We start from the raw sequence: 23,424 nt of genomic DNA on the forward strand, positions 1-23,424 counted from the left end.
AATTGAAAAATTGTTGTGACTTAATTAATACTACAACGGTCTACTCACAGACTTAGGGAAAGAAACAAAAATGAAAAAAATCGCGCTTATGTTAGGACTACTGGGTTTAAGTGCATTGGCGAATGCCGCAGATCCTTTAAACGGAACAGTCTGGAAAACAATTGATGACAAAACCAATCAGCCAAAGGCGATTGTAAAATTTACTGAACAAAGCAATGGGACGTTAAGTGCCAGCATTCAGAAGGTTTTGACCAAAGGTGAAGAAAATGCCTGCACAAAATGTGAAGGTCCATATCACAACAAATCTCTGAAAGGCCTGACCATTGTTAAAGGTCTGAAAAATGTTGGCGGTACCAACTATGAAAGTGGTTCGATTCTTGATCCACAATCAGGTAAGACTTATAAGCTAAAAGGTAACTTGGCTGATGGTGGCAAGAAGCTGCAACTACGTGGCTTTATTGGTGTAGCTGCGCTGGGCCGTAACCAGACCTGGATTCGTGCGAACTGATTCTGAGTCTGAGACTGTTAAAGCCTGACGATTGTCAGGCTTTTTTATGGCTATAAATCGGTTGCTATATTGAACTTTATTATCAGTTCGCTTTAATTATTCAACGCACGATAGGCAGTTTCATCAAAACCCGCGATCAAACCTGAACCAGTTGCCAGAATTGGACGTTTAATCAGACTGGTATGAGTCATTAAGGCAACAAGCAGATTTTCTTCATTTGCCAAAGCGGTTTGCTGCTCTTCTTCACTGAGTTTGCGCCAGGTGGTACCTTTTTTATTCAGCACAACTTCCTGACCCAATGTATCCAGCCAGGTCTTTAAAGTTTCAGCATCGATTCCCTGTTTTTTATAGTCATGAAACTCATAGCTCAAACCCAGTTCACCTAGCAGATCAAATGCTTTCTTCATTGAATTACAGTTTTTAATTCCATAGATCTTCAACATGATCATCACCCATCTAAATTTTACTGTAGCTTAGCGAACTTTAATGATTACAACCATGAGTAGGAAACAAAACTCAAGTAAAAAATGAGATAAAAATAGATACATAGCAGATACAGGAATGTCATGAAATTGACATCTGATTTGTGCAAAATAGTGATAAAGATAAGGACGCAGAATAAAAAGAAATGAGAAGCTGATAATGTTATAGAGGCGCTAAAATGAGAAAACCCGCATCTAATCATCCTGATTATGCGGGTCTCATCTCAACGTCCGATGTCACATCCATGCAAAACAAGCTAAATCTTGTAGTCTGTTTTATTTCTTCCTACGGCTTCCTGTCCTTTTGTTGTCATCCTGACATGTCCTTGTGCCGTGTAAATATAATGCTCTGTATTTAGCCCTAAAAATAGCTGTTAATACGTCTTGTTATGTAAGTGATTAACACCAACTCAGTGAACAATTGTTCACTGAATTTATCTATTGGATTAAAGTTTGTAGTCAATAATTACTGGAGCATGGTCACTAAACCATTCATCCTTATACACCCAGGCATTTACGGTACGCTCTTTCCAGTCGGGTGAACAGGCTTGATAATCAATTCGCCAGCCTACGTTTTTGGCACGGGCCTGGCCGCGATTCGACCACCATGAGTATAGCTCAGCTTCTTTGCGTACTTCACGGAAAGTGTCGACATAGCCCAGATCATCATAGATGTGATCCAGCCAGGCGCGTTCATGTGGCAAGCAACCCGAGGCTTTCTGGTTACCTGACCAATTTTTAATGTCGATGCGTTTATGCACGATATTGTAGTCACCGCAGACAATCACCGATTTATTTTCATCGCGCCATTGTTTCAGGATCTTTTTATATTCATCCAAGAAATGATCTTTACGTGCCTGTGCTTCATCACCCGATGAACCGGATGGCAGATACAGCGAACAGATATGTGCAGTTTTATCTAAACCTAAGTCAAATTCGGCAGCAATAAAACGGCCTTGTGAATCGGCCAGTTCAAAACCCAGGCCATCAGTTAAAGATACAAAAGGCAGACGGCTATAAATGGCCGTACCGGCATAACCCGGACGCTCGGCAGGAAACAGGTGCGTGTACCAGCCTTCAGGCTTGAATTTGTCCGTCCACTGCGCATGCGTGATCCGGCTTTCCTGCATGCAAATCACGTCGGCATCAGACTGTTCTATCCATTCCAATAGACCTTTGGTGACAGATGAACGTAAGCCGTTGACATTAATTGAAACGACACGAAGAATTTTTTGATCACCTGGATAGCTACTCTTTGGTATCATGCGCAAGTCTTACCTTAATTAATGGATTTAGGAGCACCTCATGTCAACGCCAGCTCAGTTTAACTCGCAAGCTTTTATCGAACTCGCATTATCACGCGGTGTGCTTAAATTTGGTGAGTTTACTTTAAAATCAGGTCGTGTGAGTCCTTATTTTTTCAACGCAGGTTTGCTGAATGATGGCGAAGCGTTGACTGGCCTGGCATCTGGCTATGCAGCAAAACTGACTGAATGTGACAATGTTGAATTGATCTTTGGTCCTGCCTATAAAGGCATTCCTTTTGTGGCGGCAACCGCAGTTGCATTGTCGCAAAATCATGGCGTGAGTGTGCCTTGGGGCTTTAACCGCAAAGAAGCCAAAGATCATGGCGAAGGTGGTGTACTTGTTGGTGCTGCTGTAGAAGGTAAAAAAGTCTGGATCATTGATGATGTGATTACAGCAGGTACTGCAATTCGTGAAGTGGTCACTATTCTGAAAAATGCCGGTGCGCAAATCGCGGGTGTGCTGGTCGCATTAGACCGTCAGGAAAAAGGTCAGGGTGAGCTTTCTGCGATTCAGGAAGTACAAAAAGAACTGGAAATTCCGGTGCATGCACTGATTACCATGAAAGACTTAATGGATTACTTGGATACTAAAGGTGACAAAGAAGCGTTAGCAAAAATGGAAGATTACCGTGTTAAATACGGAATCTAAGCCTAGATTGGCATAGAAGAGGAAGCTTGTGCTTCCTTTTTTTATAGATACTCGATTTTCTAAGTATTTGAAATTTATTATCTCTGTCTATTTTTGTAAGCATTGGCTTACATTAATTCCAGCATTTTGCAGCTGTTTTGAATGGTGGAAATTTCCTATGATAGCTTTAACAGGAACAGGACGTTCCGCACAAGAATAACAATAGATAAATACAAGGAAAGTAAGGTACGACAGGAGTTATACCAAGCGAATCCATACGGAAAACCCCTAGCAGGATACCAGGGGTTTTTCATTTCTATTTCTTTATAGAGCAACGCTTAGAACAGCAATGATTTAGAAACATGATTCTTAAAAATTCACTGTTGATGAGCTAAACAGAGAAGCAGAAAATCTTTCACCAAAATTATAAATCTTCAGTGCTAAAAAAAGCACCTAAAGGTACTTTTTTTTATTGCTGGGCTAAATTATAGCGCAACGATATTGATCGCATTTGGACCTTTTTGACCATCAACCACGCTAAAAGAAACGCGTTGACCTTCAAACAAAGTTTTGAAACCAGAACTGCTGATTTCTTTAAAGTGTGCAAAAACGTCAGGACCTGATTCTTGTTGAATAAAACCAAAACCTTTAGTTTCGTTAAACCATTTTACTGTACCGGTAACTGTAGTAGATATAATATAACCTGTTAAATTTTAATAATTTTAGTCATAGAAATGACTATGGATAACTTGGAAAAACAACAAGAATTGAAATAAAGATCTGAAAAAACTGAGGATTATAAATAATACTGCGGCACTTAAAGAAGCTTAACTAAACAACGCTTTTTTTCTAGTTAAAGACAGCATAGCCTAAATCAGAAAATATTCAATTTTTTTATATTTATTATTTATTTTTCTTATAAAAGTGGCTCAATTCTTCTTTTTTAAAGAATTTCAAGCTGGTTTGCTTGAACTTTATCAGTTGTATTTGAGCTTTAACGAAGCTAAACAATAAATACACGTTGTGTTTACGTTACTTTATGTTAATCAGAATCGTTCAGTACTCAGCAAGATTTTACTAAGTCAGTGTATTTTATAACTTTGGGTAAATTAACATTTGTAGCTTTAAGATAGTTATCGTCATTGCTCATGTATAAAAATCCACCTATATTAAAATTCAATTGGAAAAATTAACTATAAGAATTTCTTAATTTTAATTTAAAACCAAATACGAGTGAGTCTCATGGATTACTGGAACAGTGTGTTACTTATATCCATCATCACCATGGTTGGACTGGCCATGATCATCCTGTTCGTCGGATGTAAAATGTGGAAGAACTTGGTGGTCACTTTACTGATTGCCACCTTGATTGGATTTCTGATTGTATGTGTGATCAATTTTATTTTTGGCGATCGTCTTCAATTTCTATGGGGTGCCTCTGAGACTGGCGATAGTAATTTTATGTTGGAAATGGGGCTGATGAGCCTGTTAATTGGCGGCGTGAGTACCTTCATCATTATGTTAGGCACTTTGGTGGCTAAAAGTAACAGTAGAAATCAAGGCGATGAAGACTAGTTTTTCGCAAAATAACAAGTGTCTTAATGAGCGGGAAAGTGCAGAAAAGCATTGCATGTACAGTTCATAGGATTAAAAAATCTTCCTCAGCCAAATATATAGTGTCATAGCGCTACGGGACATGAATGGAGCTTCATATCCCGTAGCTGCATAATTTTCTGTATCAAAAATTTAGAACATTATTCTTAGACCTGCACCATAGATCCAGCCTTTTTCTGAATCTGAACTTTGCTGCCAGGCTGTCTGTTGGTTGCCTTTACTATATTCATAACCGACTTCCAGATAAGGCATGAGCTTTTTGCTCAGTTCATAGCGTGTTTCCAGGCCCAAGGTCGCATGACTAAGACCGGTTTTTTTCGCATTAGCTGCCTGATCATTCAGGATGACATCCAGTTCGACAAAGGGTTGCATAATCAGTTTCTGAGTCAGTAACAGGTCACGCTCTGTTTCCAGTTTTAATCCGACAAAGTCATCTTCACCGACATAGACATGAGCATCCGTTTCGAAAAAGTAGGGGGCCAGGCCATGCAGGCCAAATACTGCATCGAAGCGCTCGTTCTGCCGTTGTGTAGCAGGCTCGGCTAAATTTTCCTGTCGATAGCGCACCCCGGTCTGCACATCCCAAAAATCGGAAATATTGCGGCTATACAACACTTTGGCATCATATTCGGCCTGATGGGATTCATGTTTGTCGGCTTCTAACTTGAGGAAGATTTTATTTTCATCCGTGCCGACTCTCGCCTGGTTCTTGGACTTGAATGCTCCATTTCTCTCTGAACTATGCTGCCATTTCTGGTCCAGAATAATCTGGCTATAAATCTGTGCACCATGTTCTTTACGATGATCATGTTCGCTGGCAGAACTGACTGAATTTTGTGGCGTGCTCAGCACCTGCTGTTGATGCAATAACTTTGGTGGCGGTTGATAGGATGAGGCATCTGCTGTTCCAGTATGCTGTGAGTGGTTATAAGCCATGTTTTGCATGGCATGATGTCCGCTATGATGCTGATGTTCAGCATGGCTTGTATGATCGCTAGAAGCTGCCGCAAAAATACTCAGACTGCTTAGGGTAAGCGCACTGCTGAGCACTGACTTTACAAAAAGATTAGTGATGTGCATGGCTTTCTCCTTGAGCAGCTGCTGGTTTTGAAGGCATTTTTTGTGAAGAAGGGTGAGATGTTTGATCTTCATCTACATGTGCCACAATCAGCTTGTTCATCATGCCGGCACTCATGTGATAGAGCAGATGGCAGTGAATCGCCCATTCTCCCAGTTCGTCTGCTGTGAGCAAGGTCGTGACCGTTTTCCCGGGCGGCACAATCACGGTGTGTTTATTTGGCATATTTGCAGCAGACTGACCATTTTCCAGCTGCATAAACATGCCATGCAAATGCATCGGATGGGCCATCATGCTGTCATTGATAAATTTCAGCCGGATCCGCTCGCCATATTTCACTTGAAGTGGCTCGGCATCACTGAATTTTTTACCATTCATGGTCCAGATGTAGCGCTCCATGGTTCCACCTAGACGAATCACCAGTTCACGTTCTGCTGCGCGGGTATCAGGTTGTGGTGTCAGGGCTTTGAGGTCTTGATATTGCAAGGCTTTGTGCCCTGCAGGCGTAGACATATTGGCCCAGCCCTCAACCGGCTGATGAGGCTGATTGGTTCCGGACATGGCATTATGACTTGCATGCATGTCGTGCTGGGCATGTTGATCATGTTCACTTGTGGCAGTCTGCATGGTCTGACTGCTGTGTGTGTCATGTGACATGTCATGTTGTTCGCCATGTCCCATATCTTCCATGGTCAATAAGGCACGAGGGCGCGGTGTTGGTAATTGAACCGGAGCCGGGGCTTTGCTTGAATCAGTTGCCTGATGCAGACTGCCAATGGCAAAGCCTGAGCGGTCGATCGATTCCGCTTCAATCTGGTAATGCGCTGCAGTGGGTTCCACAATCACATCATAGGTTTCAGCGGTTCCGATACGGAATTCATCTACATTGACCGGCTGCACCGGTTGTCCATCGGCACTGACCACGGTCATTTTCAGCTGGGGAATACGCACATCGAAAAACGACATGGCAGAAGCATTGATGAAACGCAGGCGGACTTTTTCATTGGGCTGGAACTGGCCACTCCAGTTTTGTTGCGGCGTTTTTCCATTGACCAGAAAGGTATAACCGGTAACATCAGATAGGTCGGTTTTCAGCATACGCATCTGGTTCCACATCTTGCGGTCTGACCAGGTGGCCTTGAGACCGTCACGTTTTACCTGCTTAAATACATCGCCAACGGTTTCGCGCTGGTTCTGATAATATTCGGCCGATTTTTTTAAATTGTTCTGAATCTGCTGGCTGCCCTGTTCGTGAAAATCCGACAGCATCACCACATAATCCCGTTCGGTTTGTTCATGTGGAGGTAGTAATGTCTGTGCTTTGGGGCGAATCACCAATGCGCCATAGAGGCCGTCCTGTTCCTGACCTTTGGAATGTGCGTGATACCAGTAGGTGCCGTTTTGACGAACCTTGAAGCGATAAGTAAAAGACTGTTTCGGTTTGATCCCCTGAAAACCGTTAAATCCGGGGACACCATCCATCAGCCCGGGCAGGAGGAGGCCATGCCAGTGCAGCGAGGTATCCTGATTGTTCAGGTTGTTTTGTACATGAATGACTGCATCATCACCTTCTTCAAATTCCAGCAAGGGTGCAGGGAATTTTCCGTTTACAGTGATACGCTTGACCGTCTTTCCGGTGAGATTGATCGGGCTTTCATCAATGACCAGATGATATTCTTTTACGGCTGCAAACAAGGCAGACGACGAGATGAGACCGAAGCCCAGACACAGGCTTTGACTGATTTTAAGCAACATAACTTAATCCTTAATGAATAAAAAAATTTAAAAATTCAGGATCAAGCTTTGGGAGAACGGAGAATATCTTGCCAGTAACCGCTAAGGTGACGGGCAGTATAAGGGAAAGAAAGTTCGGTATTGGCTTCGTAGGGGTGCAATATAGTCAACGGCTGCGGTTCGGTATTTAACCAGCTCATCATGCTTTGGCAGGCACTAAAGCTGCAATCGAGACATTCATGTTGTTGAGTCGAAGCTTGATTATCACAGTGTTGAGAAGCGGGAGCATACGTTGCATGTTCTATGGTAGCCATCTGTGAGGCGTGCTGATCACCATGTACCATTTGTTTGGCACAAGGCTGTTGTTGCATTTGAATCAGATGCATGGAGTTCGCGGATGCTACAGACATAGTGCCCCAGCCGATGGCAAAAACCATCAGCAGGATAAACCAGGCCTGTTGAAAAAAGCGTTGCAGCACGAAGCACCTTGAATCGCAGAATGCGTATTATTTTTAAGCATAAAAGTTCTGCAGGGATTTGGCAATAATACAGGAGCACTTAACAATGCAGATAGCTTAAATATTCCAAAGAAGCTGAAAGATTTATTTAAAAAATTAGAAAGCTTGTGATGAGTAGTCAGGGTTATTCTAATCACTCATCTTTATCGGACTGCTGTGTTTCCTCACATTTTTTGCAGTCCAGTTCTATGCCCAGTTTTTCCCTTCGACCTGATTCAGTCATAACCCAGGGACGGTTTTGCCAGGGCGGATCATGCCGTACATGTTGACCATGTCCACAGGCCAGTTCAGCGATCCAATGATTTTCCTCATCTAAATGAAAACCGACGATAGCTTGTAACATCTTTAGATTCATCCTTAACACAAGAATGCATACATACTCATGCAAAATCTGAATAAACAAAAGAATAATCTCGGCTATACTGATTGCCAAATTCATTTTGAAAATAGAGCACAGAAATATGCGCGTACTTGTTGTGATGGATCCCATCGAAAATGTAAACCTGAAAAAAGATTCAACTATGGCGATGCTTTGGGCAGCCGCACGCCGTGGTCATGAACTGGGTTATGCATTACAGCAAGATTTGTATATTGATCAGGGTAAAGCATTTGGTTTGATCTCACCACTACAGGTGTTTGAAGACTATAATCATTACTATGAATTAGGTGAAAAGCGTAAAGAATCCATCGCGGCATATGATGTGGTATTAATGCGTAAAGACCCACCTTTTGACATGAATTTTGTCTATGCAACTTATATCCTGGAACAGGCCGAACGTGAAGGTGCCTGGATCATTAACAAGCCGCAAAGCCTGCGTGACTGTAATGAAAAGCTGTTTGCTACCCAGTTCCCGGAACTGCAAGTACCAACTTTAGTGACTTCACAACAAAGCCTGATACGTGAATTCATTAAAGATCATGGTGATGTCATCGTTAAACCCTTAGATGGCATGGGGGGAATGGGGATTTTTCGTCTGTATCAGGACGGAGTAAATATCGGTTCGACTATCGAAATCCTGACCAATAATGGGACTCAGCCCATCATGGCACAGCGTTATATTCCAGAAATTATTGAAGGCGATAAACGTATTTTGATGGTGAATGGTGAACCGGTACCTTACTGTCTGGCACGTATTCCCCAAAATGGTGAAGTGCGTGGCAACCTGGCAGCAGGTGGTCTGGGGGAAGCGCGTCCTTTAACTGAAAATGATAAAGCCATTGCTGCAAAAGTTGGCCCATTTTTACGTGAAAAAGGTCTGGTCTTCGTGGGCCTGGATGTGATTGGTAACTATGTCACTGAAATTAACGTAACCAGCCCAACCTGTATCCGTGAAATTGATACCCAGTTTGGGACTTCGATTGCGGATGACCTGTTTGATGTGCTGGAAGCAGGGGTCAAGCAGGCCTAAGATTTGCAGTCATAAATACAAAGAGCCTCTATTGAGGCTCTTTGTATTTACCATGCCGTCGGAACAGATAGCTGCTCATCATCAGACCGAGTATCGAAAGGCAGGCAGTAACCAGTGCAATATTGGCCCATTGTCCGGTCGCAGAAACCAGTGATGCACTCAGTGGCGGGACAAAAAACTGTGCAAATGCCGAAACTTGAAGAACAAGGCCGACACTGGCTGCCGCGGTATTGGCCTGAGGTGCATATTTCAGGGTAATGGCAAAAACAGTCGTAGGAATAATTCCGCCAATCAGTGAAAACAATACAGCACTCAGTACCTGTAATTCCAGCATCAACCAGGAACGCGCGGCAAAGGCCAGAAAGCTGGTCAGCATCATGCTGATAAAACCAGTCCAGAGCAGGGTTTTCGGCTGCCAGCCACGTTGCAACAGCATACCGGCACCAAAGGTACCACCCAGATTGGAAACCACGACCAGTGAAGCCAACATACCTGCAGTTTTTAAATCAATCTGATTCGCGACATACATACTCGGTAAAAAGCCGATTACAGTCAGCCACTGACTGGTATAACAGGCAAAAATTACCGCCAGACATAAAATTGGTGGATGAGTAATGGTGACCCGAACAATTTCCCAAAAAGAAGAACTGATAGCCGATGATGATGCGGTTTCAGAGGTGGGTACTTGCGGTTCAAGATGCAGATAACGATGTACCATTAAGGCAATCAACAGACACAATCCACCGAGTAAAACCCAGATAGTCTGCCATTGCAGCCATTCCAGCAATATCGGAATACACAGAACGGCTAGACTCACCCCTACACCCATATAGGAACTCCACAATCCCATCTTGAAATTCAGATGTTCTGGCCGGCTGATCCTTTTCAGAATGGCTGGTGCACACAGGGAGATGGTCAGGAAGCCGATGCCCTCAGTAAAACGAAAAAAATATAATGCAGCGACATGTTGAATCCAGAGTCCGGCAATACTGCTGAACCCTAGAATCGTTAGCGCCAGAATCAGGCAACGTTTTAGACCAAATTTTTCAGAGAATGCACCAATACTGAGAGCAAACAGCATGCCTGCACCTTGAACCAGAGACAAGGAAAAACCTGCTTGGGTAAAACTGAGTCCTAAGTCCTGCTGCAAAATTGGAATTACCGCAGAGAGTTTGCCGACATGAATAGCAGCCAGATAACCTGCCAGGATCACCCAGCTGTCATGCACTGAAATTTTTGACATCTGTCATCGCTTTATCTGTTAAATCAATTCATTAAAGAATTTATGGAATTTATTCAGAATATAAATAACATAGAAAAAGAATAAATTTCATGCTGTTTAGACCTAAGTTTAGGTCTGAAAAATAGTGATCAGTGCTGTAATGTTTTCGCTTCATTCTGCGATAAAATCTATTTTATATTCATAAAAAAGAAATCATTGAAATCAATTAATAAAATCCGGTTTTTTTCTGAAAATTGAATAAAAATGCAGACCTGATTATAAATACAGTTTAAACTTTAAAATCGTGTGAAAAAAAACAATGAAACGCTCGTTGAAATAAAGTAAATAAACTTTCATGGCTTAGCGATTGTGATTACAATTGACGACTTAAATTACACATCCTGTTTATATTTTAGAATTGAAGAATTAGACCGTGACCGACGCTCAGCAAAAACAGCCTAAACATGTCATGATGATGGCCGCAGGTACCGGTGGACATGTATTTCCAGCGTTAGCCGTTGCAAAAGACTTAGAACAGCAGGGGATCGAAGTGTCCTGGTTGGCAACGCCGGCAGGCATGGAAAACCGACTCTTAAAAAACCATAATATTCCAATTTATCAGATTGATATTCAAGGTGTCCGCGGCAATGGTGTCGTGCGTAAATTGGCGGCACCGTTTAAAATTCTAAAAGCCACTCTTAGCGCCATGAAGTATATGAAACAGCTGAAGGTGGATGCTGTCGCCGGTTTTGGTGGCTATGTCGCCGGTCCGGGTGGTCTGGCAGCGCGAATGCTGGGCATTCCCGTGGTTATTCATGAGCAAAATGCTGTAGCCGGTTTTACCAATACCCAGTTGTCCCGTATTGCCAAAAAAGTCTGTCAGGCATTTCCGAATACTTTTCCGGCCCAGGATAAAATTGTCACTACAGGCAATCCGGTACGTAAAGAAATTACTGAAATTTTCAATCCGTCCTGGCGTTATCAGGAACGGGAAAAAGCTGGCCAGCCACTGCGTATTTTAATTGTCGGGGGTTCACTGGGGGCACAGGCACTCAATGAACGTGTGCCCGAAGCCTTAAAACAGCTGAATGTCCCATTGAATGTTTATCATCAGTGTGGTCAAAATCATGCAGATGCGACGCGTGCCCGTTATGCTGATGCACCTGCAACTTTAAATGTTGAAGTACAGCCATTTATTGAAGATATGGCACAGGCCTATAGCGATGCGGACTTAATTATCTGCCGTGCCGGTGCGTTGACCGTAACTGAAATTGCCACAGCAGGCGTGGCCGCAATCTTTGTGCCATTACCAAGTGCGGTAGATGATCACCAGACCGCCAATGCCCGATTCCTGGCAAATCTTGGCGCAGCAAAAATCTGCCCGCAGGCCACAATGACCCCAGACAGTTTAAAAGCGCTGCTGGAACCGATGCTGAATCGCCAGCTTCTTATGGAGATGGCTGTAAAAGCACGCCAGCAGGCTCAACCAGATGCAACCCAACACGTGGTTCGTTTAATTCAAGAATTGTAAACCGAGTAAATTATGTCTCCATCAACTCCAGCTGACCAAGCGAAAAAATTAATCAAAGTGCCAGAAATGCGCCGTATCAAACACATTCATTTTGTGGGGATCGGCGGTGCTGGCATGTGTGGTATTGCTGAAGTATTGAAAAACCAGGGTTATAAAGTCTCTGGTTCAGATATTAAAGCGTCCAAAACCACGGCTCAGCTGGAAGAAAACGGAATTAAGGTGTACATCGGTCATGCCGCTGAAAATATTCAGGGTGCCAATGTCATTGTGGTTTCAACCGCCATTGATCCTGAAAATCCGGAAATTAAGACTGCGATTGAAAAGCGTATTCCAGTGGTTCGCCGTGCTGAAATGCTGGGTGAATTGATGCGCTACCGTCACGGTATTGCAGTAGCAGGTACTCACGGTAAAACGACAACCACTAGTCTGGTGACTTGTATGTTGGCCGAAGAAAATCTTGATCCCACCTATGTGATCGGTGGCTTGCTGAATCGTACGGGTGTGAATGCTGCATTGGGTGCCAGTCGTTATATCGTGGCAGAAGCAGATGAATCAGATGCCTCTTTCCTGCACCTGCAACCAATGGCGACGATTGTCACCAATATCGATGCTGATCATATGGATACTTATGGCGGCAGCTTTGACGTGCTGAAAGATACTTTTGTTCAGTTCCTGCAAAAACTTCCGTTCTACGGACTAGCCGTGGTATGTGGTGATGATGCCAATATACGCGAAATTATGCCGCGGATCGGTCGCCCACTCCTTACCTATGGTTTCAATGAAGACAATGACATTCGTGCGGTTGATATTGAACAGGATGGCATGCAGTCGCACTTTACGGTATTGCGTAAAGATCGTGAGCCGCTGCGTGTTACGATCAATATGCCGGGTGCACATAATATTCTGAATTCACTGGCAGCAATTGGTATTGCGACTGATGAAGGTGTTTCTGACGCTGCGATTTGCCGTGCCTTGGAAAGCTTTAGCGGTGTTGGTCGTCGCTTCCAGGTACAAGGTCAGTTCGAGCTTGAAGGCGGTGATGTGAAGCTGGTGGATGACTATGGTCACCATCCTAAAGAAGTTGAAGCAACCATCAAGGCGGCACGTGCCAGCCATCCAGATCGTCGTCTGGTAATGATGTTCCAGCCGCACCGTTTTAGCCGTACCCGTGACTGTTTTGAAGACTTTGTCGATGTATTGTCCACGGTAGATCAGTTGTTATTACTAGAAGTTTATTCAGCAGGGGAGAAACCAATCGTTGGTGCAGATAGCCGTGCTCTGGCACGCAGTATTCGTCTGCGTGGTGAGGTAGAGCCGATTCTGGTTGATCCGGTTGAAGGAAACCTCAGCAATGTCATGAAAAATGTGCTACAAGCAAATGACCTGCTGCTGACTCAGGGTGCCGGTAATGTAGGTGCAATTTCAATTGAACTTGCTCAGAATCATCTATATGTAAAGTAGTCGCCGTGTGTGGCTTAGATAGAATTGACCAGATTTAAAAGTTTAAGGATATAAACGTGTCAAATGCTTCAAAATTCGGAAAAGTTGCCGTATTGCTTGGTGGTAAATCTGCAGAGCGTGAGGTTTCGCTAGACAGTGGTACGGCAGTGCTTGAGGCATTGCTGCGTTCTGGGGTGAACGCAGAAGGCTTCGATCCTCAGGAGCGTAGCATCACGGAGCTGACGGCTTATGATCGTGCTTTCATTGTGCTGCATGGTCGTGGTGGTGAAGATGGCCAGATTCAAGGTGCACTGGAATGGCTGAATATTCCTTATACCGGTACAGGCGTACAGGGTTCAGCGATTGGTATGGACAAGGTTAAAACCAAGCAGGTTTGGCAAGGTTCAGAACTGCCAACAGCACCTTACCGTATTGTGACCAAAGATTCGAATGCTGAAGAAATCGTTGCAGCACTCGGCTTGCCACTGATTATCAAGCCAGTGCATGAAGGCTCAAGCATTGGTATGAGCAAGGTTGAGAAAATCGAAGACTTTGCCACTGCCATTGCGAAAGCGACTGAACATGATGCCATTGTGATGGCAGAGAAATGGATTACCGGTCGTGAATTCACTATTGTTTTGTTAAATGGTCAGGCACTTCCGGTAATTCGTTTGCAACCACCAGAAGATGTGGCTTTCTACGACTATGAAGCCAAATATAACCGTAATGATGTACAGTACGGCATTCCATGCGGTCTAAGCGAAACAGAAGAAAAAGAACTGCAAGCCTTGGCTTTACGGGCTTTTCAGGCAGTAGGTGCTAGCGGTTGGGGCCGTATTGATGCCATGCAGGATCAGGACGGTAAGTTCTGGCTACTTGAAGTGAACACGGTGCCAGGCATGACCAGTCATTCTTTGGTGCCAAAAGCGGCAGCAGCAGTAGGCTATACTTTTGAAGCGCTATGTGTGGCGATTCTGGAACAAACCCTGAACGGTGTGGCTCACTAAGATATGGCTCAACTTCCTGCATCCATGCGCCGCAAACGTGCTGCGATTACATCAATTCACGACAAGCCGCCCACACGAAAAGAAAAAATGGCCAATCTAGGTGGTTGGTTACTGCTGTGTGTGGCGTTTGTAGTACTTGCTGCAGGAATACTGGGATTCTATCGTGTGATGACCGATGCCCAGGTAGCAGAGCTTGAGGTGATTGGTTCTCGTTCGGCGGCAGAAGAACGTCAGATCCTGCAACATGTATCGCCAATTATTACCGAAAATTATTTTACCTCGGATTTAAGATCAGTCCGTGATAAAACTCTAGAATTATCTTGGGTAGATCGTGTTGTGGTATCACGTGCCTGGCCGAATGCAATTCGGGTACGGGTAATGCCGCACCATGCAATTGCACGTTGGGGCACTGGACGTCTGCTCAGTGATAGCGGAAAAATTTTTACTGAAGTACTTCCTCGCAGTTATCCTGAATTGCCGTTACTGCATGGTCCTGCCAGCCAGGCCAAAACCATGATGCGCCGCTATAACGAAATTAATCAGCTGTTCGCACCGCATGGCATTCGTTTAAAAGAATTATATCTAACAGAGCGCATGACATGGTTTATGCAGTTTGATTCGGGATTACGCGTGATTGTGGATCAGGATCAAACCATGAGCAAGCTGCAACGTCTTAGCCATCTTTCCTATAGCGATTTGAAGCCAGTTTGGTCTAGAATTTCTTCAATTGATCTGCGCTATAGAAATGGGCTTGCGATTCAGTGGAAGAATGCAGTTCCACCAAAGATACAAAATGGTCATTTTATTGTAACGAATAATGACACCGGCGTTGAGAACGGCGTTACAGTAAAGCCATAATGTTCGGCTTTGAAAAATAGAGGCTTAGTGCCATAAATTAAACACAGGTAATGGTAGTAACGAATAATGAATGAAGCTGTTCCCTCAGTTGTTGCGATTGACATTGGGACGCACAAAGTTTCAGTTTTGATTGGTAAGGTACATGCGCCAGACAATATCCAGGTCATTGGGATGGCGACTGCTCGTAACCGAGGCATGAATAAAGGGAAAATTGTAAGTCTCGATAAAGTCATTACCGCAATAAAAAATGCCGTTCAAGAAGCGGAAGACATGGCGGAATGCCGTGTACATTCAGCCTGGATTTCAATTCCAAGTGCGGAGCTGAAAAGCTTTTATGCTTCAGGCCGCACTTCAGTTGACAATGCAGAACATACAATTACCACCAGTGAGGTGGTGCGCGCGCTTGAACTGGCCAAAGCCAGTCATCAGACCTCAGATCATTATCTGGTCAGCGCAGTTCCACTAGGTTTCGAGCTGGATGATGCACCGGAATGGGTATTGAATCCGATCCGTATGTCGGCGCACAGCATGACCGGACATTATCATTTAATGATGTTGCCAATTAGCACCATGCAGAATATTGACCGTGCCCTGAAAGGTGCCAATATTGGTGTAGAACGAATGGTGGTATCATGTCTGGCCACTGCTGAAGCCAGCTTGCTGAAAGATGAAAAAGAATATGGCGTATGTCTGGTCGACATCGGTGCCGGAACCACAAATCTTGCAGTTTATCTGGATGGTCGTCTGGCATTGACCCATACCATTCAGCGTGGTGGGGAACATGTAACACGTGATATCGCAGCCGTGTTACAGACTACCACTGAAGAAGCTGAACGTATTAAGCTGTTATATGGTTGTGTCGATCTGAAAGTGGTAAAACCGGACCATATGATTCAGTTCCAAGGTATTGATGGTCCGCAGACCATTAGCCGGATTGAACTGACTGAGATTATTATTGCCCGTTATAGTGAAATTCTGGGCTTGGTGCGTGATGAACTGGAAAACAGTGGTGCAATGCAGGGGCTGTACCATGGTGTGGTATTAACGGGTGATGCCAGCCATATTGAAGGTATGGTCAGCTATGTACGCCGCACTTTGGGTATATCGGCGCATTTGGGTAATCCTCCAGCACCAGTACATGCAGATGAAGCACATCAGGCAGCGCTGCGTCGTTCGCAGTACGCTACAGCTGCAGGTCTGCTGATGTTCAGCCAGAGTGACGCGCAGGAAACTATCGTAGAATCGGAAGAAAATGAAAGACTGTCGGTGACTCAGCGCGTTAAACGTGCTTGGTCAGGCTTTAATGAAACATTAAAGTCAATTTTTTAGTCGACATTTATTGTGAATATTGTTGAGAAGTTGTAGTAAAAAATGCCTGCACTTGACAACTGAGTTGTGGAGCAGCATTCTTAAAAACAATTTTTTATTAAGATCAGGGCAGTATACGGGCTTAGTGACTGCCAGTACTAAATTAGGAATTTTATAGGTCATGGCCTCATTTGAATTTTTTGAAGACGATCAAGACGATAGCATTGGTCAAGCCCGTTTCACTGTGTTTGGTGTAGGGGGTGCAGGTGGTAATGCTGTACAGCATATGCTGCAATCAGACATCCAGGGTGTAAAATTTGTCTGTGCCAATACTGACAAACAGGCACTGGATCGCATGGAAGCTGAATTTAAAATTCAGTTAGGCGAACAAAGTACCCGTGGTCTAGGTGCAGGTGCAAATCCACAAGTCGGTCAAGCGGCAGCAGAAGAAAGCCGTGAACTGATCCGCCAGCATCTTGAAGGCACAGATATGGTGTTCGTGACTGCCGGTATGGGCGGCGGTACAGGTACCGGTGCAGCACCAGTAGTTGCAGAAATTGCTAAAGAAATGGGCATCCTGACAGTTGGTGTCGTGACTACGCCATTCAACTTTGAAGGTAAACGCCGTTTACAGTCCGCTGAGAAAGGTATTCAAGCCCTGGAGCAGCACGTGGATTCCCTGATCATCATTCCAAACCAGCGCCTGCTGAAAGTATTCCGTGACATCTCGATGAAAGATGCTTACAAGAAGGCAGATGACGTTCTGTTAAATGCAGTACGCAGTATCTTTGATCTTGTGGTACGTCCAGGTCATATCAACCTTGACTTCGCCGATCTGAAAACAGCGATGAGCACACGTGGTTATGCCATGATGGGTGTTGGTCTTGGTCGTGGTGAAAACCGTGCACGTCAGGCAGCTGAACAGGCAATTCGCAGCCCATTGCTGGATAATGTCACTATCATGAATGCCAAAGGTATCCTGATTAACGTGACTGGTGGTGATGATGTAACCTTTGGTGAAATTGAAGAAATTACCGATGTTGTGAACCAGATCGTGGACCTGGATGAAGGTCAAGTCTTCTACGGTACCGTATTCGATCCAGATGCGCGTGATGAAATTAGCGTAACTGTAATCGCAACAGGTCTGACCCGTAACTCGGCAGATGCTGCTGAGCCTGCGAAACGTACCAATGTACAGCAGTCACGTCCTGTAACAGCCCCGGCTGCAGTAGATGAAGATGATGTGCCAGCGATTCAGCGTCAACAAACTGGTACAGGTGCGGCAGCGACGCCAGCTGCCTCTGTTTCAAGCCCACGTCCAACGCCAATGAGTATTCAGGATTATCTTAAAAATCAACAACGTAAGTAATATGTAACAATATGTGTTTACGATGATTCAACAGAAAAGGTGGCTGTAAGACCACCTTTTTGTTTTTTATCAATGGCTAAATATGCTAACGTATAGCGGTTTTGTTGATGAACAGATGATAAAAGCATGTTGAAACAGCGTACCCTGAAACGTGTCGTGAAAGCGAGCGGCATCGGTCTTCATAGTGGGCAGAAAGTCATGATTAACTTCGTGCCACACCATGCCGATGGGGGAATTGTATTTCGACGCATCGATCTGAATCCACCAGTTGACATTCCTGCCAATGCCATGCTGATCCAGGAAGCCTTCATGTGCTCGAATCTGGTTCAGGAAAATGCCAAAGTGGGTACCATTGAGCATGTCATGAGTGCTATTGCCGGTCTAGGCATCGATAACCTGATTATTGAAGTATCAGCTTCTGAAGTGCCCATCATGGACGGTAGTGCCGGGCCATTTATCTATCTGCTGATGCAGGGTGGACTTCAGGAACTGCAGGCACCAAAGAAATTTATTAAAATCATCAAACCTGTAGAAGCGCTTATTGATGATAAGCGTGCGGCTTTTAGCCCACATGAAGGCTTTCAGCTTAACTTCACCATCGACTTTGACCATCCTGCTTTCAAGAAAGAATACCAGTCTGCCACCATTGACTTCTCTACTGAAACCTTTGTATATGAAGTCAGTGAAGCGCGTACCTTTGGTTTTATGAAAGATCTGGACTATCTCAAAGCCAATAATCTGGCTCTTGGTGCAAGTCTGGAAAACGCAATTGGCGTGGATGAAACTGGGGTAGTCAATGAAGAAGGGCTACGTTTTTCAGATGAATTTGTGCGTCACAAGATTTTGGACGCTGTCGGTGACTTATATCTGATGGGTCACCAGATTATCGCTAAATTCGACGGTTACAAGTCAGGCCATGCCTTAAATAACCAGCTTTTGCGTAATGTCAGCAGTGATCCGGATAGCTATGAAATTGTAACATTTGATGACATTGAAACTTGTCCAATTCCTTATGTGAATGTGACATAAGTTATTGTCTTTTAGTGTGCATGTTATATTATAACAATGTAGAATGAGAACTGGTTCTCGCAATTTACATTGTAAATTAACATGATTTGATTTGTATGTTATTTTTTATTGCTTGCCAAACGTAGTAAAGCTTGGCTAAGCTTAGGGTCGCTTATAAAGTCAGCAGCACTACGGAGCATATCCTGTGTTTCTGGACTTAAGGTTCTTTCGGATTTTTCTGTAATCAAAGGTGTTTTGGATGGATTTCGTAAACACACTTGCAGTTTGGTTAAGTCCTTTAATTCGCTAATTTGAGAGAGTTGTGAAACGTATTGCTTCTGTAAGTAGGCCAATTGAGAAATCATGGCCTGGTTTTCACCAGTAAGCGTTAACACACCATTTTGATAGCAGGCAACCTGCCACTGTTCCGGTTGGGGCAACAAAGGTTGAATGAGTTTTGTAAGTTTCTGCCATGCAGCAACTTGTGATGAGAGAAACGAGAAGTTTCCTGTTTTTATGTGTTTTCTTGTTTGTTGAAAAACGTTGACAGGTTCAGACATACATCATTCCTACATGATTATGCCTTAATCTTATGCGCTCTTTTCGGTAGATATCAAGGAAGAGATCACCCAAGGAACTCGATTAAAACAGTTTTAGAGAGGTTTTTTATGCATTTGCGACGTATTTTGTTGGCATTTTCCCTGGCGAGTTCAGCTGCTTCTGTAGCATTCGCAGATTTAGTGGATCTAAATCAGGAAAGTGGATCCGTCGATCGTCTTGAGCAGCTTACACGGACTTTAGCACAGGGCGCTTATACACAATCAGATGATGTTTATATCCCTGCTGAAACCAAATTAAGCGTTCAGCTCCGTGAGAAGCCAGTTGAGCTCAACAATGCAACGATTGAGAAAAAATACGGCGCTTCTAAGTCTACATCTAAATCTTCTTCAAGTTTTTCATCTTCTCCATATTCCTGGTTAGTTGCACATCCTCTGCCAAACCTGAAACGTGTCAGCTCTGACTTTGGTGGGCGTACCATGAATGGTCGCGCTGAAAACCATTCTGGTCTGGATATGTCTGCACCAAGCGGTACACCGATCTATGCGACGGGGCCTGGTATTGTGACCAAGTCAGGTTGGGGTACAGGTTACGGCCAATACGTGGAAATTAATCACGGTAATGGTTACCTAACTCGTTATGCACATGCTTCACGTCTGATTGCACGTGTGGGTGATCGCGTAGAAGCAGGTGAGCACATTGCCAACGTAGGATGTACAGGTCGCTGTACAGGCCCGCATTTACACTATGAAGTAGTAAAAGACGGTCAGCGTAAGAATCCTTCAACTTATCTTGCCATGCTGCCATAAGGCCTGTCAGGTCATTTAAGCTACCCTGTACATAACACCTACAGAAAAAGCACATCCATATTTAAAAGTAATAAATCTCTGGTCTCTTTCTAAAATGAGAGAAACTGGAGATTTATTGCTTTCAGGTCTTAATTTATCACTAAAAAATATGAGCAATGTATAATTTTGATTCTTTACTGACTCAGATTTGTATCTTTGTGTAATAAATGATCAATAGGTATTTAGCTGCTAAATACCCTGGCATTCGCGCATTCAGCGTGGGCGATACCTGTCACTGCCCTAAATATGATACATATAAACGATTAATGTAGATCTTTAGGAACAGTAGATTATGGCGTTTTATGGCGATACAGACGCGCAAGAAACTCAAGAATGGCAAGACGCTTTTGACTCTGTTTTGCAACACATGGGCACTGAGCGTGCAGCTTTCTTATTAGAGAAACTTTATCAGCGCGCGATTGCTAAGCATGTTCCCATTCAGCGTTTAAATACTCCTTACTTAAACACGATTTCTGTTGAAGAACAACCACCTATGCCGGGTGACCAGGACATGGAGCGCCGTATTCGTGCGTTGATCCGCTGGAATGCACTGGCGATGGTTCTTCGCGCGAACAAAACTGGCGATGATCTAGGTGGCCACTTGGCCAGTTTTGCATCATCCGCAACATTATATGATGTAGGCTTTAACCACTTCTTCCGTGCCAATAGCGACAACTTCGGCGGTGACATGATCTATTATCAAGGTCACTGTGCTCCGGGTATCTATGCACGTTCATTTCTGGAAGGCCGTTTAACGGAAGACCATTTAAATAACTTTCGTCGTGAAGTAGATGGCGTTGGCTTACCTTCTTATCCACATCCATATTTGATGCCGGATTACTGGCAATTCCCGACTGTATCGATGGGTCTGGGTCCGATTATGTCGATCTACCAGGCACACATTCAAAAGTATTTGATGAACCGTGGCTTGATCAAGGAAGAAGATCGTAAAGTCTGGGCTTACCTGGGCGATGGTGAGATGGATGAACCAGAAAGTACCGGTGCAATCTCTCTGGCTGGCCGTGAAAAGTTAGATAACTTGATTTGGGTGGTCAACTGTAACCTGCAGCGTCTTGATGGCCCGGTACGTGGTAACGGCAAGATCATCCAGGAACTTGAGTCGCTATTCCGTGGTGCAGGCTGGCGCGTCATTAAAGTCGTTTGGGGCCGTCATTGGGATCCATTGCTTGCCAAAGATGAAACTGGCGCTCTAAAAGCGATTATGGAAGAAGCGGTAGACGGCGATTACCAACGTTATCAAGTAAAAGGTGGTGCTTATACACGTGCGCACTTCTTTGGTAAATACCCAGAAGCTGAAGAGCTGGTTAAAGGTTTAAGTGATGAAGACATCGATAACTTGAACCGCGGTGGTCACGATCCATTCAAAGTATATGCAGCCTATGCAGAAGCAATGAAATCCACAGGTCAGCCAACCGTTATCTTGGCGAAAACAGTGAAAGGCTATGGCCTGTCTGAAGAAATTGAAGCGGTGAATAAGACTCACCAAATCAAGAAAATGCAGCTTGAGTCGTTGAAATATGTACGTAACCGTTTCAACTTGCCATTTACTGATGAGCAGTTAGAAGAAGTTCCATTCTACCGTCCAAGCGAAAATTCGCCTGAATTGAAATATATGAAGGCACGTCGTGAGGCGCTCGGTGGTTACCTGCCTGCACGTCGTAAGGAGAGCGAACAGCTTGCGATTCCTGAACTGTCGGTATTTGACGCAGTACTTGCAGGTTCTAACGGTAAGCAACAATCAACCACCATGGTGATGGTTCGTTTAATTTCTTCATTATTGAAAGAAAAAGCCATCAAAGACCGCGTGGTTCCAATCGTTCCAGATGAAGCGCGTACATTTGGTCTGGAAGGTATGTTCCGTCAGCTGGGCATTTATGCTGCACATGGTCAAAAATACACGCCTGAAGATCAGGAACAATTGATGCATTACCGTGAAGCAAAAGACGGTCACATGCTTCAAGAAGGGATTAATGAAGCGGGTGCGATGAGTGCTTGGGCTGCGTTGGCAACCAGTTATTCAACCAATAACCTGCCAATGATTCCAATGTACATGTACTACTCTATGTTCGGTTTCCAGCGTATTGGTGACATTGCATGGGCGGCAGGTGATGCGCAAGCACAAGGCTTCTTGCTGGGTGCAACAGCGGGTCGTACTACATTGAATGGTGAAGGCTTACAGCACCAGGATGGCCATTCGCATATTCTTGCGAATACGATTCCAAACTGTATTTCTTATGATCCTTGCTTTGGTTATGAGCTTGCCGTGATTGTTCACGATGGCTTGAAGCGTATGTACGTGAATCAAGAGCGTGTGTTCTACTACTTAACCGTAATGAACGAAAACTACGAGCATCCTGCAATGCCACAAGGTGTTGAAGAAGGCATCAAACGTGGTATGTATCTGCTGGAAGAAGACGAGAAAGCGACTGTCCAGTTGCTTGGTTCAGGTGTGATTCTGCGTGAAGTGATCAAAGCTGCGAAGATCCTGCGTGAAGAATATCAAATCCATTCAAACGTATACAGCGTAACTAGTTTCAACGAGCTGGCACGTGATGGTATGGCGTGTGAAGAGTACAACCGTTTACATCCATTAGCTGAAGAAGTGAAAGAGTCTTGGGTTGCTCAGCAATTACGTGGCACAAATGGTATTGTAGTTTCTGCAACAGACCATATGCGTGCGTATAGTGAGCAAATCCGTGCCTACCTTCCAGACAACCGCCCATTCGTTGCATTGGGTACTGATGGTTATGGCCGTTCCGATACACGTGCCAAACTTCGTAGCTACTTCGGTGTAGATGCTGCTCATATTGTGGTTGCTACATTGAAGAAACTGGCTGACGAAGGTGAAGTAGATGCGCGTTTAGTGAAAGATGCGATTTCTAGCTTTGAGCTGGATACCGACCGTCCAGTTGCATGGGCACCACAAGCAACGCCTGAACTACACGCTGTTGCTGACTACAAGGAGGAGAACTAATC

22 protein-coding genes are annotated in these 23,424 nt (G+C 44.2%); 13 read left to right on the forward strand and 9 right to left on the reverse strand.

Annotated features, from left to right (window positions below; genetic code table 11):
• Positions 1–70 precede the first annotated feature (70 nt).
• The gene (locus tag C3420_RS01860) at positions 71–508 is read left to right on the forward strand and encodes a DUF2147 domain-containing protein (protein ID WP_004813793.1); all 438 of its coding nucleotides are present in this window, start codon (positions 71–73) and stop codon (positions 506–508) included.
• A 92-nt stretch (positions 509–600) separates the two neighbouring features.
• On the opposite strand, the gene C3420_RS01865 is transcribed toward C3420_RS01860, so the two are convergent.
• Together C3420_RS01865 and C3420_RS01870 are read right to left on the reverse strand one after the other, a co-directional pair.
• On the reverse strand, positions 601–951 hold the full coding sequence (locus C3420_RS01865; RefSeq protein WP_008305779.1) for a Spx/MgsR family RNA polymerase-binding regulatory protein: 351 nt from the start codon (positions 949–951) through the stop codon (positions 601–603).
• A 485-nt stretch (positions 952–1,436) separates the two neighbouring features.
• Complete coding sequence (locus C3420_RS01870) at positions 1,437–2,255, reverse strand: exodeoxyribonuclease III (RefSeq protein WP_008305777.1); 819 nt, start codon at positions 2,253–2,255, stop codon at positions 1,437–1,439.
• A gap of 40 nt (positions 2,256–2,295) precedes the next feature.
• Here C3420_RS01870 and pyrE point away from each other — a divergent pair, with 40 nt between their 5' ends.
• Positions 2,296–2,946, forward strand: coding sequence for an orotate phosphoribosyltransferase (gene pyrE, locus C3420_RS01875; protein WP_048882172.1), 651 nt, complete (start codon positions 2,296–2,298; stop codon positions 2,944–2,946).
• Positions 2,947–3,410: 464 nt separating this feature from the next.
• Here the strand turns inward: pyrE and C3420_RS01880 are convergent, their stop codons facing one another.
• Positions 3,411–3,620 carry a cold-shock protein gene (locus tag C3420_RS01880; protein WP_004281299.1) on the reverse strand — a complete coding sequence of 70 codons (210 nt, stop codon included), beginning with the start codon at positions 3,618–3,620 and terminating at the stop codon, positions 3,411–3,413.
• A gap of 547 nt (positions 3,621–4,167) precedes the next feature.
• On the opposite strand from C3420_RS01880, the gene C3420_RS01885 reads away from it, so the two are divergent.
• On the forward strand, positions 4,168–4,500 hold the full coding sequence (locus tag C3420_RS01885) for a hypothetical protein (RefSeq protein WP_008305775.1): 333 nt from the start codon (positions 4,168–4,170) through the stop codon (positions 4,498–4,500).
• A 171-nt stretch (positions 4,501–4,671) separates the two neighbouring features.
• Here C3420_RS01885 and C3420_RS01890 read toward each other — a convergent pair whose 3' ends face one another.
• The 4 genes from C3420_RS01890 to C3420_RS01905 all read right to left on the reverse strand — a co-directional run bounded on the left by C3420_RS01890 (position 4,672) and on the right by C3420_RS01905 (position 8,212).
• On the reverse strand, positions 4,672–5,619 hold the full coding sequence (locus C3420_RS01890; RefSeq protein ID WP_103799770.1) for a copper resistance protein B: 948 nt from the start codon (positions 5,617–5,619) through the stop codon (positions 4,672–4,674).
• Positions 5,606–7,372 carry a copper resistance system multicopper oxidase gene (locus C3420_RS01895; RefSeq protein WP_103799769.1) on the reverse strand — a complete coding sequence of 589 codons (1,767 nt, stop codon included), beginning with the start codon at positions 7,370–7,372 and terminating at the stop codon, positions 5,606–5,608. Before C3420_RS01895 ends, C3420_RS01890 begins: the two co-directional genes overlap by 14 nt.
• 41 nt (positions 7,373–7,413) lie before the next feature.
• Positions 7,414–7,830, reverse strand: coding sequence for a hypothetical protein (locus C3420_RS01900; RefSeq protein WP_103799768.1), 417 nt, complete (start codon positions 7,828–7,830; stop codon positions 7,414–7,416).
• Positions 7,831–8,002: 172 nt separating this feature from the next.
• On the reverse strand, positions 8,003–8,212 hold the full coding sequence (locus tag C3420_RS01905; protein ID WP_103799767.1) for a DUF3565 domain-containing protein: 210 nt from the start codon (positions 8,210–8,212) through the stop codon (positions 8,003–8,005).
• A 118-nt stretch (positions 8,213–8,330) separates the two neighbouring features.
• Between C3420_RS01905 and gshB the strand changes: the two genes are divergently transcribed.
• Entirely contained in the window at positions 8,331–9,278 is a 948-nt protein-coding gene (gene gshB, locus C3420_RS01910) for a glutathione synthase (RefSeq protein ID WP_103799766.1), read from the forward strand.
• A 28-nt stretch (positions 9,279–9,306) separates the two neighbouring features.
• Here the strand turns inward: gshB and C3420_RS01915 are convergent, their stop codons facing one another.
• The gene (locus tag C3420_RS01915; protein WP_103799765.1) at positions 9,307–10,521 is read right to left on the reverse strand and encodes a CynX/NimT family MFS transporter; all 1,215 of its coding nucleotides are present in this window, start codon (positions 10,519–10,521) and stop codon (positions 9,307–9,309) included.
• Positions 10,522–10,933: 412 nt separating this feature from the next.
• On the opposite strand from C3420_RS01915, the gene murG reads away from it, so the two are divergent.
• The 7 genes from murG (at position 10,934) to lpxC (ending at position 19,042) form a co-directional block, all read left to right on the forward strand.
• A complete protein-coding gene (murG, locus tag C3420_RS01920; RefSeq protein WP_103799764.1) occupies positions 10,934–12,031 on the forward strand; it encodes an undecaprenyldiphospho-muramoylpentapeptide beta-N-acetylglucosaminyltransferase in 1,098 nt (365 codons plus the stop codon).
• A gap of 12 nt (positions 12,032–12,043) precedes the next feature.
• The gene (gene murC, locus C3420_RS01925) at positions 12,044–13,492 is read left to right on the forward strand and encodes a UDP-N-acetylmuramate--L-alanine ligase (protein ID WP_004890776.1); all 1,449 of its coding nucleotides are present in this window, start codon (positions 12,044–12,046) and stop codon (positions 13,490–13,492) included.
• A 56-nt stretch (positions 13,493–13,548) separates the two neighbouring features.
• Entirely contained in the window at positions 13,549–14,478 is a 930-nt protein-coding gene (locus C3420_RS01930) for a D-alanine--D-alanine ligase (protein WP_076752892.1), read from the forward strand.
• A gap of 3 nt (positions 14,479–14,481) precedes the next feature.
• On the forward strand, positions 14,482–15,336 hold the full coding sequence (locus C3420_RS01935; protein WP_004813757.1) for a cell division protein FtsQ/DivIB: 855 nt from the start codon (positions 14,482–14,484) through the stop codon (positions 15,334–15,336).
• 66 nt (positions 15,337–15,402) lie between these two features.
• Positions 15,403–16,665, forward strand: a complete 1,263-nt coding sequence (ftsA, locus tag C3420_RS01940) for a cell division protein FtsA (RefSeq protein ID WP_076752893.1) — start codon at positions 15,403–15,405, stop codon at positions 16,663–16,665.
• Between the two features lie 160 nt (positions 16,666–16,825).
• Positions 16,826–18,013 (forward strand): cell division protein FtsZ, encoded by a 1,188-nt coding sequence (gene ftsZ / locus C3420_RS01945; protein WP_071320158.1) that lies wholly within the window; start codon positions 16,826–16,828, stop codon positions 18,011–18,013.
• Positions 18,014–18,139: 126 nt separating this feature from the next.
• Positions 18,140–19,042 (forward strand): UDP-3-O-acyl-N-acetylglucosamine deacetylase, encoded by a 903-nt coding sequence (lpxC, locus tag C3420_RS01950; RefSeq protein WP_004813751.1) that lies wholly within the window; start codon positions 18,140–18,142, stop codon positions 19,040–19,042.
• Between the two features lie 98 nt (positions 19,043–19,140).
• Here lpxC and C3420_RS01955 read toward each other — a convergent pair whose 3' ends face one another.
• Positions 19,141–19,581 (reverse strand): DciA family protein, encoded by a 441-nt coding sequence (locus C3420_RS01955; protein ID WP_008305747.1) that lies wholly within the window; start codon positions 19,579–19,581, stop codon positions 19,141–19,143.
• Between the two features lie 108 nt (positions 19,582–19,689).
• Here C3420_RS01955 and C3420_RS01960 point away from each other — a divergent pair, with 108 nt between their 5' ends.
• Entirely contained in the window at positions 19,690–20,388 is a 699-nt protein-coding gene (locus C3420_RS01960; protein WP_004813747.1) for a M23 family metallopeptidase, read from the forward strand.
• Positions 20,389–20,719: 331 nt separating this feature from the next.
• Positions 20,720–23,422, forward strand: a complete 2,703-nt coding sequence (aceE, locus tag C3420_RS01965; RefSeq protein WP_004813745.1) for a pyruvate dehydrogenase (acetyl-transferring), homodimeric type — start codon at positions 20,720–20,722, stop codon at positions 23,420–23,422.
• Positions 23,423–23,424 lie beyond the last annotated feature (2 nt).

Source organism: Acinetobacter sp. ACNIH3 (assembly GCF_002918965.1).
Taxonomy (GTDB): domain Bacteria; phylum Pseudomonadota; class Gammaproteobacteria; order Pseudomonadales; family Moraxellaceae; genus Acinetobacter; species Acinetobacter schindleri.